Genomic DNA, 15,192 nt, shown 5'->3' on the forward strand with positions numbered 1-15,192 from the left:
TGGCTGACGATGTCTGACGGAAGCACCGCCGCGCAATGGGTGCCCACCGGGTCGGTCACGGTTCGGGTGCCCGGGAAAGTCAACCTCTACCTCGCCGTGGGTGACCGCCGCCCGGACGGCTATCACGAGCTGACGACCGTGTTCCACGCGGTGTCGCTGCTCGACGAGGTCACGGTTCGCAACGCCGACGTGCTCTCGCTCGAGCTCGTCGGGGAGGGCGCCGACAAGCTGCCCACCGACGAACGCAACCTCGCCTGGCGGGCGGCCGAGCTGATGGCCGAGCACGTCGGCAGGGCGCCCGACGTGTCGATCCTGATCGACAAGTCCATTCCGGTGGCCGGCGGGATGGCCGGCGGCAGCGCCGACGCCGCGGCGGTGCTGGTTGCGATGAACTCGCTGTGGGAGCTCGGCGTGCCGCGGCGCGATCTGCGGATGCTGGCCGCCCGGCTCGGCAGCGACGTGCCGTTCGCGTTGCACGGCGGCACCGCGCTGGGGACCGGGCGCGGCGAGGAGCTGGCGACCGTGTTGTCGCGCAACACTTTTCACTGGGTGCTGGCGTTCGCCGACGGCGAGCTGCTGACGCCGAAGGTGTTCGCCGAACTGGACCGGCTCAGGGAGGCCGGCAACCCGCCGCGACTGCCCGCGCCCGGGCCGGTGCTGGCGGCTCTGGCCGCGGGCGACGCGGATGCGCTGGCGCCGCTGCTGGGCAACGAGATGCAGGCCGCCGCGGTGAGCCTGAATCCGCGCCTGCGTCGCGCCCTGCGCGCCGGCGTGGAGGCCGGGGCGCTGGCCGGCATCGTGTCCGGCTCGGGGCCCACGTGTGCCTTCCTGTGTCCCTCGGCGGCCGCGGCCGTCGACGTCGGCACCGAGCTCTCGGGAGCCGGGGTCTGCCGCACGGTGCGGGTCGCCAGCGGCCCGGTGGCGGGGGCCCGCGTGGTGCCCGCGCCCACCGAAGTCTGACGACGGGCGCGCCCGACGGTTTGGCAGTTACTTAAGAGGAGTTTAAGATGGCTCGCGGTGACGGGTAGCGGTAAGAAGAACCACTCGATTTCGTCGCCCACCGGCAGCGCCGGTGGGCGGTCGGCGGTCGGGCACCGCAACTCCCGTCCTTCTACCGCGGGTTTCGCCGACCGCGCGCCCGAGCGCGCACCGGTGGGCCGAGCATCGATCCGAGACCTAACCGCCGCCCAACCGTGCTCGCGCGCCTGCTACCAACAGCCACGCGGCGGGCGGAATATGAGATTCGAGAGCGTGGGTAAAGTGCCGGGACCGAGGAGGTTTTTGTGAGCAGGTTTACCGACAAGATGTACCGCAGCGCCCGCAACGCGACGACGGGCATGGTGACCGGTGAACCCCACGAACCCGTCCGCCACACCTGGGGCGAGGTCCACGAGCGCGCCCGGCGCATCGCCGGCGGCCTGGCCGCCGCGGGCATCGGCCTGGGCGACGCGGTCGGCGTGCTTGCCGGCTTCCCGGTCGAGATCGCGCCGACGGCGCAGGGCCTGTGGATGCGCGGGGCCAGCCTGACCATGCTGCACCAGCCCACGCCGCGCACCGACCTGGCCGTGTGGGCCGAGGACACCATGACCGTCATCGGCATGATCGAGGCCCGGGCCGTCATCGTCTCCGAGCCGTTCCTGGTGGCCATTCCCGTGCTCGAGGAGAAGGGCATCACGGTCCTCTCCGTCGCCGACCTGCTCGCATCGGATCCGATCGACCCGGTTGAGGTCGGCGAGGACGACCTTGCGCTCATGCAGCTGACGTCCGGCTCGACCGGATCTCCGAAGGCGGTGCAGATCACCCACCGCAACATCTACTCCAACGCCGAGGCGATGTTCATCGGCGCGGAGTATGACGTCGAGCGGGACGTCATGATCAGCTGGCTGCCCTGCTTCCACGACATGGGCATGGTCGGCTTCCTCACCATCCCGATGTACTTCGGTGCGGAGCTGGTCAAGGTCACGCCGATGGACTTCCTTCGCGACACGCTGCTGTGGGCCAAGCTCATCGACAAGTACAAGGGCACCATGACCGCGGCGCCCAACTTCGCCTACGCCCTGCTGGCCAAGCGGTTGCGCCGCAACGCCAAGCCCGGCGACTTCGACCTGTCGACGCTGCGTTTCGCGTTGTCCGGCGCCGAGCCCGTCGAACCCGCCGACGTCGAGGACCTGCTCGACGCGGGCCGGCCGTTCGGCCTCAAGCCCTCGGCGATCCTGCCGGCCTACGGTATGGCCGAGACGACGCTGGCGGTGTCGTTCTCCGAGTGCAACGCCGGCCTGGTGGTCGACGAGGTCGACGCCGACCTGCTGGCCGCCCTGCGCCGGGCCGTGCCCGCCACCAAGGGCAACACCCGCAGGCTGGCCACCCTGGGACCCCTGCTCAAGGACCTCGAGGCCCGCATCGTCGACGAGAACGGCAATGTGATGGCCGCGCGCGGCGTCGGCGTCATCGAGCTGCGCGGCGAGTCGCTGACGCCCGGCTACCTCACCATGGGCGGTTTCATCCCGGCCCAGGACGAGCACGGCTGGTACGACACCGGTGACCTGGGCTACCTCACCGACGAGGGCCACATCGTGGTGTGTGGGCGGGTCAAGGACGTCATCATCATGGCCGGTCGCAACATCTACCCCACCGACATCGAGCGGGCCGCCTGCCGCGTCGAGGGTGTCCGGCCGGGCTGCGCCGTCGCCGTCCGGCTCGACGCAGGGCACTCGCGCGAGACATTCGCCGTCGCCGTCGAGTCCAACGCCTGGCAGGACCCGGTCGAGGTGCGCCGCATCGAGCACCAGGTCGCGCACGAAGTGGTGGCCGAGGTGGACATGCGGCCGCGCAACGTCGTGGTGCTCGGGCCCGGCACCATCCCGAAGACGCCGTCGGGCAAGCTGCGCCGGTCCAACTCGGTGAGCCTGGTCACGTAGAGTTCGGGCGCCCGGGGGCTACCACGCGTGGACGCGGTTCTGGGCGGCCTCCAGTCCCAGTTCGATGAGCAACTCGGTGGCGTCGGCGGCCTGCTCGCAGATGGTGGGGACCTCGGCTCGTTCGATGGACGTGAAGCTCTCCAGCACGAACGCCGCCGGGTCCTTGCGGCCGGGCGGACGCCCTATCCCGATGCGGACGCGCTGGAAGTCCTTGCTGCCCAATGCCGATGCCACGGATCGCAGCCCGTTGTGGCCGCCCTCGCCGCCGCCGATCTTGAGGCGGATGCGGCCGAAGTCGAGGTCGAGGTCGTCGTGGATGACGATGACGTCGCCGGGGGCCACCGAGTAGAACTTCGCCAGCGGCCCGACCTGGCGGCCGGATTCGTTCATGTAGCAGCGCGGCTTGGCCAGCACCACCGAGCGCCCGGCCAGCCGGCCGCTGACGATCTCGGCCCCGGATCGCTTGTGCGCCTTGAACTTCGCGCCCAGCCGCGCGGCGAGCAGGTCCGCCACCATGAAGCCGACGTTGTGCCGGGTGCGGGCGTAGTTGTCTCCGGGGTTGCCCAGGCCGACGACCAGTAACGGCTCGGCCACGTCGCGGTCCGCCTACTCGGACTCTTCGGCCGGCTCGTCGGCGTCGAAGGCCTGCGCGGCTTCCTCTTCCCGCTGGGGAACCTCGCCCGCGCCCTCTTCCTCGAGTTGCTCGGCGGTCGGTGCGGTGACCACGTTGACCACCAGCAGCTCGGGATCGGAGATCAGGTTGACACCCGACGGCAGGGAGATCTGGCCGGCGGTGAACTGGGTGCCCGGTTCGACGCCCTCGACGGACACCGTCAACTGCTCGGGGATCGACATGGCGTCGGCCTCGATCTCGATGGCGTTGGCGTCCTGGGTGACCAGGGTGCCGGGCACGGGGTCACCCTCGATGACGACCCTGACCTCCACGACGACCTTCTCGCCGCGGCGCACGACCAGCAGATCCGCGTGCTGGATGGAGCGCCGGATCGGGTGGATGTCGAGCGCCTTGGTCAGCGCCAGCTGCTCCTTGCCCTCGATGTCGAGCGTCAGCACCGCGTTGGTGCCCGCGTACCGCAGCACGGCCGCGAAGTCGTGGCCGGGCAGTTCCAGGTGCTGCGGGTCGGTGCCGTGACCGTAGAGGACGGCGGGAATCTTGCCATCGCGGCGGGCGCGCCGGGAGGCGCCCTTGCCCGTCTCGGTTCGCACCGAGACCTTCAATTGGTTGACTGCTGACTTGGCCATCGTGTCGCTCCTGTGTGCGGGTTCTTCCGGGCACGGCCAGGGTCGCGACGATACGTCGGTCTCCGTCGATAACGGTGCCGGACTGGCCGGACACCCTCGCCGTGACGCCCGGTCAGGTTAGCGCATCCGCACCTCGGAGGAGAAATCCGGACTTTGCGTCAGGCGTGCCCGATGGGCTTGTCGCCCTCGGCGAAGCGCAGGGAGAACTCGATGCCGGTGAGCCGTTCCGACAGCCGCCACAGCGCGGCCGCCAGCTGCGGGTCCCGTGCCCGCCTGCTGCGCCCGACCGGCTGCGTCCGGCCGGTCTGGCCGAACCGGGGACCGACGAACGTGTCGCCCGGCAGGTCCTGCGACACCGCGTACAGCGTCTGCCGGGCGCCGAAGTCGGCGTCGGTGGCCACCACCTTGGTGACCGCCGACATCAGCGCGTCGCCCAGTTTGCGGCCGGTGGCCCCCTGCAGGTTGGTGTGCGAGTAACCGGGGTGGGCAGCCAGCGCGCGAAGCGGTGAGCCGACCGCGTCCAGGCGGCGTTGCAGTTCGCTGGTGAACAACAGGTTGGCCAGCTTCGACTGGCTGTAGGCCAGCCAGGGCGAATACCTGCGTCGCTGCCAGTTCAGGTCGTCGAGGTCGATCCTGCCGGCCCAGTGCGCCATCGACGACACCGTTACCACCCGATCCGTGAGCTTGGGCAGCAGCAGATTGGTCAGCGCGAAATGGCCGAGGTGGTTGGTGCCGATCTGGCTCTCGAAGCCGTCGACGGTCAGGGCGTACGGGGAGGCCATGATGCCGGCGTTGTTGACCAGCAGGTCGAACTTGTCGCCCACCCCGTCGGCGAATCGCCGCACGGACGACAGGTCCTGCAGGTCGAGTTCCCGCACCTCGAGGTCGCCGCTCATCTGCCGCGCCGCGGCCTGGCCCCGGCCGGTGTCGCGGACGGCCAGGATCACCTTGGCGCCCCGGCGCGCCAGCTCGCGGGCCGTCACCGCGCCCAGCCCGCTGTTGGCGCCGGTGATGACGGCGGTGCGCCCGGCGAACGACGGCAGATCGGCGGCGGTCCAACTGGTCATGCCCCAACACTAGGGCCAGGACGTCGCGAGACTGCACCCACCGACGCCCCGTCTCGACAAATGCGTTGCCGGTTGCACGTTCGCGAACGGGCGACTTACTTCGCGGCGACGACGAATCCGTGGATGATCGCCTCGATGTCGGTCGATTGCGCGACCGCCTGCGTCGCCAGGCTGGTGACCGTGAGCTGAACGAGGTAGCGCTGCCCGGCAGGGGGCGAGCCGGTGGCGATGACGATGCGGTTCCAGCTGTGCAGCCGGGTGCCGTCGAGGTCGTAGCTGCCCTGGATCATCGACGACGGGAAGCCGTTGAAGTCCGCCGTCGAGGCGTCGAGCTGTTTGAAGTTCTCGAACAGCTGGGCGTCGTCGTTGCCGTGCTTGATCACCTGGGCCGGGTCGAAGTTGCCCATCAGCTTGAACACCACGAGCCGGGCGGTCGGGTACTTGGCGCCCTTGGAGATCATGACCGTCTCCGGTGGGATGTTCGGGTTGGTGAACCGCGTCCAGTCCGGTGGCGTCGGAATCGAGACCGTCAGGTCGGTGAGGTCCTTGGGCGCCACCTGCTGCCCGGTGACCCCGATGCTCTGCAGATACTGCGACAGCGGCACGGGCTTGTCCACCCGGGTGGTGGTGGCGCTGGGCGTGGAGTTTCTCGCCAGGATCGACTGGTAGTCCGGCGATGTCGGGCCGCAGGCGACCGCGGACAGCGTCAGTGCCGCCGTCGCGAGCACCACCACGACGCGTGTGCTCACAGAAACTCGCGGAAGGCGCCCACCGGCCGGCTGCCCGTCGCGGTTCTCAGATGCTCGGCGATTGGCGGCTCGAAACCGGCGGGCATCTACGCGTCCCCGTCGAACAGCCCTGTGACCGAGCCGTTTTCGAAGACGGCGCGAATGGTGCTGGCGACCAGCGGGGCGATCGAGAGCACCGTGAGCTGAGGGAAGCGCTTCTCCTCGCCGATCGGCAGCGTGTTGGTGACGATCACTTCGCGGGCGCCGCACGCGGCCAGGCGTTCGGCGGCCGGGTCGGACAGCACGCCGTGCGTCGCCGCGATGATCACGTCGCCGGCGCCTTCGTCGCGCAGCAGCTTCACCGCGCCGGCGATGGTGCCGCCGGTGTCGATCATGTCGTCGATCAGCACGCAGGTGCGGCCGGTGACCTCACCGACGACGCGGTTGGACACCACCTGGTTGGGCACCCGCGGGTCGCGGGTCTTGTGGATGAAGGCCAGGGGGACGCCACCCAGCGCGTCGGCCCATTTCTCGGCGATGCGCACCCGGCCGGAGTCGGGGGAGACGACCACCATGTTGCCGTCGGGGTAGTTGTCCCGGATGTAGCCGGTCAGCAGGTTCTGCCCGCGCATGTGGTCCACGGGACCGTCGAAGAAACCCTGGATCTGGTCGGTGTGCAGGTCCACCGTGACGATCCGGTCGGCGCCGGCGGTCTTGAGCAGGTCGGCGACCAGTCGCGCGGAGATGGGCTCGCGTCCGCGGTGCTTCTTGTCCTGACGGGCGTAGGGATAGAACGGCATGACGGCGGTGATCCGCTTGGCGCTGCCCCGCTTGAGGGCGTCGATCATGATCAGCTGTTCCATCAGCCAGCTGTTCACCGGCGCGGGGCACGACTGCAGGACGAACGCGTCGCAGCCCCGGACCGACTCGTGGAACCGGACGAAGATCTCGCCGTTGGCGAACTCGCGCGCCGTCTGCGCGGTCACGTGGACGTCGAGTTCCTTGGCTACCTGCTCGGCCAGCTCGGGATGAGCGCGGCCCGAGAAAAGCATCAGGTTCTTGCGGTTATCGGACCAGTCGTGGCTCAACGCGCTGCCCTCGCCGTTCAGAATCAAAATGGAAGCCCAATCGTACGTAGCGAATGGTACGGAATTCCGCCCGGGTTGCCAGCCGCGAAATTCATGGTGTCTGTTCGGGGTCGGACGCCGGGCGCGCGTCCTGGGCGGCCCGTTCGGCCGCTTCCGCCGCCGCGCTGCCCGGCCGCTTGCGCTGCACCCATCCTTCGATGTTGCGCTGGGGTCCGGCCGAAACCGCCAGCGCGCCCGGCGGGACGTCGTCGCGCACCACCGTGCCCGCGCCGGTGTAGGCGCCGTCGCCGACGGTCACCGGGGCGACGAACATGGTGTCGGACCCGGTGCGCACGTGTGAGCCGATGGTGGTGCGCCGCTTGCTGGTGCCGTCGTAGTTGACGAACACGCTGGACGCTCCGATGTTGCTGTGTTCGCCGATGTCGGCGTCCCCGACGTAGGTGAGGTGCGGCACCTTGGTGCCGGTCCCGATGGTGGCGTTCTTCGTCTCGACGAACGCGCCGAGCTTGCCGTCGGCGCCCAACGCCGTGCCGGGCCGCAGGTAGGTGAACGGGCCGACCGTCGCGCCCGCGCCGATCGACGACGACGAGCCGTGCGTGCGCACCACCGACGCGCCGGCACCGACGGTGACATCGGCCAGTGTGGTGTCCGGTCCCACGACGCAGTGAGCGCCGAGTCGGGTTTCGCCCAGCAGCTGCGTGCCGGGGTGCACGACGGTGTCGCGACCGATCGTCACGCCGACGTCGATCCAGGTGGTGGCCGGGTCGATGACGGTGACGCCCGCCATCTGGTGCGCGGCGACGATCCGGCGGTTCAGCTCGGCGCCCAGCTGGGCCAGCTGGACGCGGTTGTTGACGCCGGCCACCAGCGCGCTGTCGTCGACGTGCTGGGCGTGGATGGCCAGGCCGTCGCCGCGCAGGATGGCGATGACGTCGGTGAGGTAGAGCTCCTGCTGGGCGTTGTCGGAACGCAGCCGGCTCAGGGCCGAGCGCAGCGCGGCGATGTCGAAGGCGTAGACGCCGGCGTTGACCTCGCGGATCTCGCGTTGCGAGGGCGTCGCGTCGGCGTGTTCGACGATCGCCATGACCTCGTCGTCCTGCGTGCGCAGGATGCGACCGTAGCCGCTGGGGTCGTCGAGCGTGGTGGTCAGCACGGTCACCGCGGCCCCGCGCTCGAGCCCGGCCGCGCGGTGCGTCGCGATCAGCCCGGCGATCGTGTCGGAGTCCAGGAGCGGGGTGTCGCCCGCGGTGACGACGACGACGCCGGCGTAATCCTCGGGCAGCGCGGACAGACCGCACAGCACCGCGTGACCGGTGCCCAGCGGTCGTCGTTGTTCCGCGACGTCGATCGGGCGTCCGAGGGCGTCGGCCAGTTCGGCGACCACCGGCGCGATGCGGCCCCGTTCGTGGCCGAGGACGACGACGAGGTGCCGGGGCGCGACCGAGTCGACCGCATGCAGCAGGTGCGACAGCATGCTGCGGCCGGCGATCGTGTGCAGCACCTTCGGGGTGTCCGACCGCATCCGGGTGCCGGGCCCGGCCGCCAGCACCAGGACCGCGGTGTCACCACGAAACGACATCGACTCGCCCCATATCTCGCCGGGCCTTTGGCCCCGAGCGCGCGTGTTTGTACACCGACACGCCGTCAAGCGTGTCATTTCATGGGCGCTCGCGGCAAAGAACTCGCCCAAGTTTGGGCTCCGTCGCCAGGACTCGAACCTGAACTATCTGAACCAAAATCAGAGGTGCTGCCGATTACACCACGACGGACCGCGTACCACGGCGAGCCGAGCTTAACCACCGACCGCCCAACCCGAGACTTTAGTCGGCCGGCGATGCCGACCAAACCGATACGCTGATCGGCGTGGCCCTGCCGGACCCCCACCCGCAGAAAGAGCCGGACAAAGAGGCGCGGGCGCCGCGCGCCAGGATGACCGGCACCGAGCGGCGCCGACAACTCATCGGCATCGCACGCTCGCTGTTCGCCGAACGCGGCTATGAGGGCACGTCGATCGAGGAGATCGCCCAGCGCGCCAACGTCTCCAAGCCGGTCGTCTACGAGCATTTCGGCGGCAAGGAGGGCCTGTACGCCGTGGTCGTCGACCGCGAGATGTCGGCGCTGCTGGACGGCATCACATCGTCGCTGACCAACAACAGGTCCCGGGTGCGCGTCGAGCGCGTCGCGCTGGCGTTGCTCACCTACGTCGAAGAGCGCACCGACGGCTTCCGGATCATGATCCGCGACTCGCCGGCCTCGATCAGTTCGGGCACCTATTCCAGCCTGCTCAACGACGCCGTCAACCAGGTCAGTTCGATCCTGGCCGGCGACTTCGCACGCCGCGGGCTGGATCCCGACCTGGCGCCGCTGTACGCGCAGGCGCTGGTGGGATCGGTGTCGATGACGGCGCAGTGGTGGCTGGACACCCGCGAGCCCAAGAAGGAAGTGGTCGCCGCGCACCTGGTCAACCTCATGTGGAACGGGCTGACCCACCTGGAGGCCGACCCGCGGCTGCAGGACGAGTAGCCCGCCGGGGCAGGTCGGCGCGCGAAACCCCGTCGGCGCCCGGGCGCGAATCTCGACGGCGTTCAGTGCTTCTCGCGGCCCCCTAGAATGGATTCATCATGACCGCACCGGGGCCTGCTCTTTCCGAAACCCCGATCGCGGGGCTCGTGGAAACGGCGCTGACGGCGCCGACCTTCCAGCAGCTGACCGATCTCGCGGCCGCCCGGCCCGCCGAGCTGAGCATGGTCGGTCCGGCCAGCGCACGGTTGTTCGTCGCCGCGGCGCTCGCGCGGCTGGGCCCCCTGCTGGTGGTGACCGCGACGGGGCGCGAAGCCGACGACCTGGCCGCCGAGCTGCGCGGCGTCCTCGGCGCAGCCGTGGCTGTGTTCCCCTCGTGGGAGACCCTGCCGCACGAGCGGCTCTCGCCCGGCGTGGACACCGTGGGCGCCCGGCTGATGGTGCTGCGCCGGCTGGCCCATCCCGACGACGCGCGCCTGGGACCGCCGCTGCGGGTGGTGGTGACGACGGTGCGCTCGCTGCTGCAGCCGATGACCCCGCAGCTGGGGCTGGTCGAACCGGTCACCCTCGTCACGGGCGAGGAGGTCGCGTTCGAGGAGGTGGTTTCCCGGCTCGTCGAGCTGGCGTACACCCGCGTGGACATGGTCGGGCGGCGCGGCGAATTCGCCGTGCGCGGCGGGATTCTCGACGTCTTCCCGCCCACCGCGGAGCACCCGGTGCGCGTCGAGTTCTGGGGGGACGAGGTCAGCGAGATGCGAATGTTCGCGGTCGCCGACCAGCGCTCCATCCCGGAGCTCGAGGTGGACGCCGTGGTCGCCGTCGCGTGCCGCGAGCTGCTGCTGACCGACGACGTGCGGGAGCGGGCCGCCCAGCTTTGCGCGCGGCATTCCGGCAGTCAGCCCGCCATCACCGGCAGCGTGTCCGACATGCTGGCCAAGCTCGCCGAAGGCATCCCGGTCGACGGGATGGAGGCGCTGGTCGAGGTGCTGCATCCCGCACAGAACGGGGCTCACGTGCTGCTCACCGACCAGCTGGCCGAGGGCACCCCGGTCCTGCTGTGCGACCCGGAGAAGGTGCGCACCCGCGCCGCGGACCTGATCAAGACGGGCCGGGAGTTTCTCGAGGCGTCGTGGTCGGTCGCCGCGCTGGGCACGGACGCGCCCGTCGACGTCGAGCAGCTCGGTGGGACGGGCTTCGCCGAACTGGACGACGTGCGCGCCGCCGCGTCCGCCGCCGGCCATCCCTGGTGGACCCTGAGCCAGTTGTCCGGCGAGTCGGCGATGGAGCTCGACGTCAGGCCGTCGCCGTCGGCGCGCGGTCACCAGAGCGACATCGACGGCATCTTCGCGATGCTGCGCGCGCACGTGACGACCGGCGGCCACGCGGTGGTGGTGACGCCGGGCACGGGCACCGCCCACCGGGTGGTGGAACGGCTCGCCGATTCCGACACCCCCGCCGCCATGCTCGAACCCGGCGCCGCCCCCAAGGCCGGCCTCGTCGGGGTGCTCAAGGGCCCGCTGCACGACGGGATCGTGATCCCGGGTGCGAACCTGGTGGTGATCACCGAGACGGATCTGACCGGCAGCCGGGCCACGGCGGTCGAGGGCAAGCGGCTTGCGGCCAAGCGGCGCAACACCGTCGACCCGCTTGCCCTGTCCGCGGGCGACCTGGTGGTGCACGACCAGCACGGCATCGGGCGGTTCGTGGAGATGGTCGAGCGCACCGTCGGCGGCGCCCGCCGCGAGTACCTGGTGCTCGAATACGCCTCGTCCAAAAGGGGCAGCGGCGGCCAAAACACGGACAAGCTGTATGTCCCGATGGACTCGCTGGACCAGCTCTCCCGCTACGTGGGCGGGCAGGCGCCGGCGTTGAGCAAGCTGGGCGGCAGCGACTGGGCCAACACCAAGACCAAGGCGCGCCGCGCGGTGCGCGAGATCGCGGGGGAGCTGGTGGCGCTGTACGCCAAGCGGCAGGCCAGCCCCGGGCACGCGTTCGGGCCCGACACCCCGTGGCAGGCCGAGATGGAGGACGCGTTCGGGTTCACCGAGACCGTCGACCAGCTCACCGCGATCACCGAGGTCAAGGCCGACATGGAGAAGTCGATCCCGATGGACCGGGTGATCTGCGGCGACGTCGGCTACGGCAAGACCGAAATCGCCGTGCGGGCGGCGTTCAAGGCGGTCCAGGACGGCAAGCAGGTCGCCGTGCTGGTGCCCACCACGCTGCTGGCCGACCAGCATCTGCAGACGTTCACCGACCGGATGGCGGGCTTCCCGGTGACCGTCAAGGGGCTGTCGCGGTTCACCGACGCCGCCGAGTCCCGCGCCGTGATCGACGGCATGGCCGACGGGTCTGTCGACATCGTGATCGGCACCCACCGCCTGCTGCAGACCGGCGTGCGCTGGAAGGACCTGGGGCTGGTCGTGGTCGACGAGGAGCAGCGGTTCGGTGTCGAGCACAAGGAGCACATCAAGGCGCTGCGCACCCACGTCGACGTGCTGACCATGAGCGCCACCCCGATCCCGCGGACGTTGGAGATGAGCCTGGCCGGCATCCGGGAGATGTCGACGATCCTGACGCCGCCCGAGGAGCGCTACCCGGTGCTGACCTACGTGGGCCCGCAGGACGACAAGCAGGTGGCGGCCGCGCTGCGCAGGGAACTGCTGCGCGACGGGCAGGTTTTCTACGTGCACAACCGGGTCAGCTCGATCGACGGGACCGCGGCGCGGCTGCGCGAGCTGGTGCCCGAGGCGCGCATCGTCGTCGCGCACGGGCAAATGCCCGAGGAGCGGCTGGAACGCACCGTTGCGGGGTTCTGGAACCGTGAATACGACATCCTGGTGTGCACCACGATCGTGGAGACCGGTCTGGACATCTCCAACGCCAACACCCTGATCGTCGAGCGCGCCGACACTTTCGGTCTCTCACAGCTGCATCAGCTGCGCGGCCGGGTCGGTCGCAGCCGCGAACGCGGGTACGCCTACTTCCTGTATCCGCCGCACACGCCGCTGACCGAGACGGCCTACGACCGGCTGGCGACCATCGCGCAGAACAACGAGCTCGGCGCGGGCATGGCCGTCGCGCTCAAGGACCTCGAGATCCGCGGGGCGGGCAACGTGCTGGGCGTCGAGCAGTCCGGGCACGTCGCCGGGGTGGGGTTCGACCTGTACGTGCGGCTGGTGGGCGAGGCGGTCGAGGCGTACCGGGCCGCCGCCGACGGGCTGACGGTGACCACCGCCGAGGAGCCCAAGGACGTGCGCATCGACCTGCCGGTCGACGCCCACCTGCCGCCGGACTACATCGGCAGCGATCGGCTGCGGCTGGAGGCCTACCGGCGGCTGGCCGCGGCGGCCGGCGACGGTGAGATCGAAGCCGTCGTGGAGGAGCTGGTCGACCGCTACGGCGCGCTGCCGGAGCCCGCCGAGCGCCTGGTGGCGGTGGCCCGGCTGCGCCTGCTGTGCCGCGCGGCCGGCATCACCGAGGTGTCGGCACCGTCGGCGGCGACCGTGCGGCTGTCGCCCATCGACCTGCCCGACTCCGCCCAGGTGCGGCTCAAGCGGATGTATCCGGCGGCAAACTACCGCGCCACGACGAACATCGTGCAGGTGCCCATTCCGCGCGCCGGCGGGGTGGGCGCGCCGCGCATCCGTGACGTCGAGCTCGTGCAGATGGTGGCCAACCTGGTGACGGCCTTGCAGGGTAAACCGCAGACGGACATTGGTATAACGAGTGAATCCGCAGCGATGTCCGGTGAGGAGCGGCGCCCGTGATCGTCGTCTTGTTCGACCCCCGTCGCCCGTCGCTGGTTCCCGTCGAAGCCATCGAGTTCCTGACCGGAGAGGTGCAGTACACCGAAGAGATGCCCGTGGCGGTGCCCTGGTCGCTGCCCGCGGCCCGCCCGGTGCACTTCGGCGACGACGCCCCGGTGCTGCTCTCGTCCGATCCCGAGCACCCGGCGGTCACCGCCCGGCTGGCGGCCGGGGCGCGGCTCATCTCGGCGCCGGAGACGCCGCGCGGCGAGCGGCTGGTCGACGCGGTGGCGATGATGGACAAACTGCGCACCGCCGGGCCGTGGGAAAGCGAGCAAACCCACGACTCGTTGCGCCGATTCCTGCTGGAGGAGACCTACGAGCTGTTGGACGCCGTGCGCGGCGGCAACGCCGATCAGGTCCGCGAAGAGCTCGGTGACGTGTTGCTGCAGGTCCTCTTCCACGCCCGCATCGCCGAGGAGGCGCCGCAGTTCCCGTTCACCATTGACGACGTAGCGGCCACGCTGATGCGCAAGCTCGGCAATCGGGTCCCGGGTGTGCTTGCGGGGCAATCGATTTCGCTGGAAGATCAGCTGGCCCAATGGGAGGAGCGCAAGGCGGCCGAAAAGCCGCGGAACTCGGTGATGGACGGTGTGCACACCGGGCAGCCCGCGCTTGCGCTGGCGCAGAAGGTGATTCAGCGCGCCGAGAAGGCGGGCGTGCCCGCCGACCTGATCCCCGCCGACATCGTGTCGATCTCGGTGTCGTCCGACCACGACGCGGAAAGCGCACTGCGCACCTCGGTTCTGGAATTCGTCGACCGGGTGCGCACCGTCGAGCGGGCCATCGCCGCCACCCGCCGCGGGGGCAGTGTTCCCGAGGAGTTCGACCTCGTCCCGCTGGGCGAAGTGACCGAGGAGGAATGGCGCGCGCACTGGCCGCCGGGTGATTCCGCTTCCGGGGCGGGTCAGGAGTGCCCGCTAGCTAACGGGTGACCGGCCGAAACCGATGTCCTGACGGTGTGTTGGAACCGCGCATCAAGCGGTTGGCGCCGAAACTCGTGGGACGATGATTGTGGGCGTGAAGGGCATAGAGGAAGTTTCAGGGGAGCTCTAAAGAGGCATGGTTGTTTCGCCGAGGCGTTGGGTGCGCGCGGTCGCCGTGATCGGCGCGACCGCGATGCTGCTGGCCTCGAGTTGCACCTGGCAGCTCAGCCTGTTCATCCCCGAGGGCGTTCCGCCGCCGGCCGGGGACCCGGTGCCACCGGTGGACACGCATGCCAGCGGCCGTCCCGCGGACCAGTTGCGCGCATGGGCGGAGAAGCGGTCGGCCGCCCTGGAGATCCCCGTGATCGCGCTCGAGGCATATGCCTACGCCGCCCGCGTCGCCGAGGTGGAGAACCCGAAGTGTCATGTCGCCTGGACCACACTGGCCGGAATCGGCCAGGTGGAGAGCCACCACGGCACGTATCGCGGCTCGCGGCTGTCGCCGAACGGAGACGTGAACCCTCCCATCCGCGGTGTCCGTCTGGACGGCAGCGGGGGCAATCTGCGCATCGTCGACAGCGAGGAGTCCGTGACCGACGGCGACGGCGTGACGCGGGCGATGGGGCCGATGCAGTTCATCCCCGAGACGTGGCGGCTCTACGGCGTGGACGCCCACAACGACGGGCGGGTCAGCCCGGACAACATCGACGACGCCGCCCTGGCCGCGGCGGGTTATCTGTGCTGGCGCGGGAAGGATCTCGCGACGCCGCGGGGGTGGATCACCGCCCTGCGGGCCTACAACAACTCCGGCGTCTATGCGCGTGCGGTGCGGGACTGGGCGACCGCTTATGCGGCTGGGCACCCGCTGTAGAAGGA

At 70.1% G+C, this 15,192-nt stretch carries 12 protein-coding genes and 1 tRNA gene; 6 read left to right on the forward strand and 7 right to left on the reverse strand.

What is annotated here, in order from left to right:
• Window positions 1–9: 9 nt before the first annotated feature.
• Together G6N48_RS27295 and G6N48_RS27300 are read left to right on the forward strand one after the other, a co-directional pair.
• Entirely contained in the window at window positions 10–960 is a 951-nt protein-coding gene (locus G6N48_RS27295) for a 4-(cytidine 5'-diphospho)-2-C-methyl-D-erythritol kinase (RefSeq protein ID WP_085269773.1), read from the forward strand.
• Between the two features lie 323 nt (window positions 961–1,283).
• Entirely contained in the window at window positions 1,284–2,918 is a 1,635-nt protein-coding gene (locus G6N48_RS27300) for a fatty acyl-AMP ligase (RefSeq protein WP_085269772.1), read from the forward strand.
• 18 nt (window positions 2,919–2,936) lie between these two features.
• Here G6N48_RS27300 and pth read toward each other — a convergent pair whose 3' ends face one another.
• The 7 genes from pth to G6N48_RS27335 all read right to left on the reverse strand — a co-directional run bounded on the left by pth (window position 2,937) and on the right by G6N48_RS27335 (window position 8,830).
• The gene (gene pth / locus G6N48_RS27305) at window positions 2,937–3,512 is read right to left on the reverse strand and encodes an aminoacyl-tRNA hydrolase (protein WP_085269771.1); all 576 of its coding nucleotides are present in this window, start codon (window positions 3,510–3,512) and stop codon (window positions 2,937–2,939) included.
• 12 nt (window positions 3,513–3,524) lie between these two features.
• Window positions 3,525–4,178, reverse strand: a complete 654-nt coding sequence (locus tag G6N48_RS27310) for a 50S ribosomal protein L25/general stress protein Ctc (RefSeq protein WP_085269770.1) — start codon at window positions 4,176–4,178, stop codon at window positions 3,525–3,527.
• 158 nt (window positions 4,179–4,336) lie between these two features.
• Window positions 4,337–5,245 (reverse strand): oxidoreductase, encoded by a 909-nt coding sequence (locus tag G6N48_RS27315; protein WP_085269769.1) that lies wholly within the window; start codon window positions 5,243–5,245, stop codon window positions 4,337–4,339.
• Window positions 5,246–5,340: 95 nt separating this feature from the next.
• Window positions 5,341–5,994 carry an LpqN/LpqT family lipoprotein gene (locus G6N48_RS27320; RefSeq protein ID WP_139825827.1) on the reverse strand — a complete coding sequence of 218 codons (654 nt, stop codon included), beginning with the start codon at window positions 5,992–5,994 and terminating at the stop codon, window positions 5,341–5,343.
• 86 nt (window positions 5,995–6,080) lie between these two features.
• Complete coding sequence (locus G6N48_RS27325) at window positions 6,081–7,061, reverse strand: ribose-phosphate diphosphokinase (protein ID WP_085270103.1); 981 nt, start codon at window positions 7,059–7,061, stop codon at window positions 6,081–6,083.
• Between the two features lie 91 nt (window positions 7,062–7,152).
• Window positions 7,153–8,640 carry a bifunctional UDP-N-acetylglucosamine diphosphorylase/glucosamine-1-phosphate N-acetyltransferase GlmU gene (gene glmU, locus G6N48_RS27330; protein ID WP_085269768.1) on the reverse strand — a complete coding sequence of 496 codons (1,488 nt, stop codon included), beginning with the start codon at window positions 8,638–8,640 and terminating at the stop codon, window positions 7,153–7,155.
• A gap of 118 nt (window positions 8,641–8,758) precedes the next feature.
• A tRNA-Gln gene (locus tag G6N48_RS27335) sits at window positions 8,759–8,830 on the reverse strand.
• Between the two features lie 160 nt (window positions 8,831–8,990).
• Between G6N48_RS27335 and G6N48_RS27340 the strand changes: the two genes are divergently transcribed.
• The 4 genes from G6N48_RS27340 to G6N48_RS27355 all read left to right on the forward strand — a co-directional run bounded on the left by G6N48_RS27340 (window position 8,991) and on the right by G6N48_RS27355 (window position 15,187).
• Entirely contained in the window at window positions 8,991–9,584 is a 594-nt protein-coding gene (locus tag G6N48_RS27340) for a TetR/AcrR family transcriptional regulator (RefSeq protein WP_139825850.1), read from the forward strand.
• 98 nt (window positions 9,585–9,682) lie between these two features.
• Window positions 9,683–13,351, forward strand: a complete 3,669-nt coding sequence (mfd, locus tag G6N48_RS27345) for a transcription-repair coupling factor (RefSeq protein ID WP_085269766.1) — start codon at window positions 9,683–9,685, stop codon at window positions 13,349–13,351.
• Window positions 13,348–14,325 (forward strand): nucleoside triphosphate pyrophosphohydrolase, encoded by a 978-nt coding sequence (locus G6N48_RS27350; RefSeq protein WP_085269765.1) that lies wholly within the window; start codon window positions 13,348–13,350, stop codon window positions 14,323–14,325. The genes mfd and G6N48_RS27350 overlap by 4 nt, the downstream gene beginning before the upstream one ends.
• Window positions 14,326–14,452: 127 nt before the next feature.
• On the forward strand, window positions 14,453–15,187 hold the full coding sequence (locus G6N48_RS27355) for a lytic transglycosylase domain-containing protein (protein ID WP_085269764.1): 735 nt from the start codon (window positions 14,453–14,455) through the stop codon (window positions 15,185–15,187).
• Window positions 15,188–15,192: the final 5 nt, after the last annotated feature.

The sequence above is a fragment of the Mycobacterium parmense genome (assembly GCF_010730575.1).
Taxonomy (GTDB): Bacteria; Actinomycetota; Actinomycetes; order Mycobacteriales; family Mycobacteriaceae; genus Mycobacterium; species Mycobacterium parmense.

Coding starts and splice junctions, on each gene's coding strand:
- G6N48_RS27355 (WP_085269764.1), top strand. CDS start 14,453: ATGGTTGTTTCGCCGAGGCGTTGGGTGCGCGCGGTCGCCGTGATCGGC.
- G6N48_RS27340 (WP_139825850.1), top strand. CDS start 8,991: ATGACCGGCACCGAGCGGCGCCGACAACTCATCGGCATCGCACGCTCG.
- G6N48_RS27310 (WP_085269770.1), bottom strand. CDS start 4,178: ATGGCCAAGTCAGCAGTCAACCAATTGAAGGTCTCGGTGCGAACCGAG.
- G6N48_RS27315 (WP_085269769.1), bottom strand. CDS start 5,245: ATGACCAGTTGGACCGCCGCCGATCTGCCGTCGTTCGCCGGGCGCACC.
- glmU (WP_085269768.1), bottom strand. CDS start 8,640: ATGTCGTTTCGTGGTGACACCGCGGTCCTGGTGCTGGCGGCCGGGCCC.
- mfd (WP_085269766.1), top strand. CDS start 9,683: ATGACCGCACCGGGGCCTGCTCTTTCCGAAACCCCGATCGCGGGGCTC.
- G6N48_RS27295 (WP_085269773.1), top strand. CDS start 10: ATGTCTGACGGAAGCACCGCCGCGCAATGGGTGCCCACCGGGTCGGTC.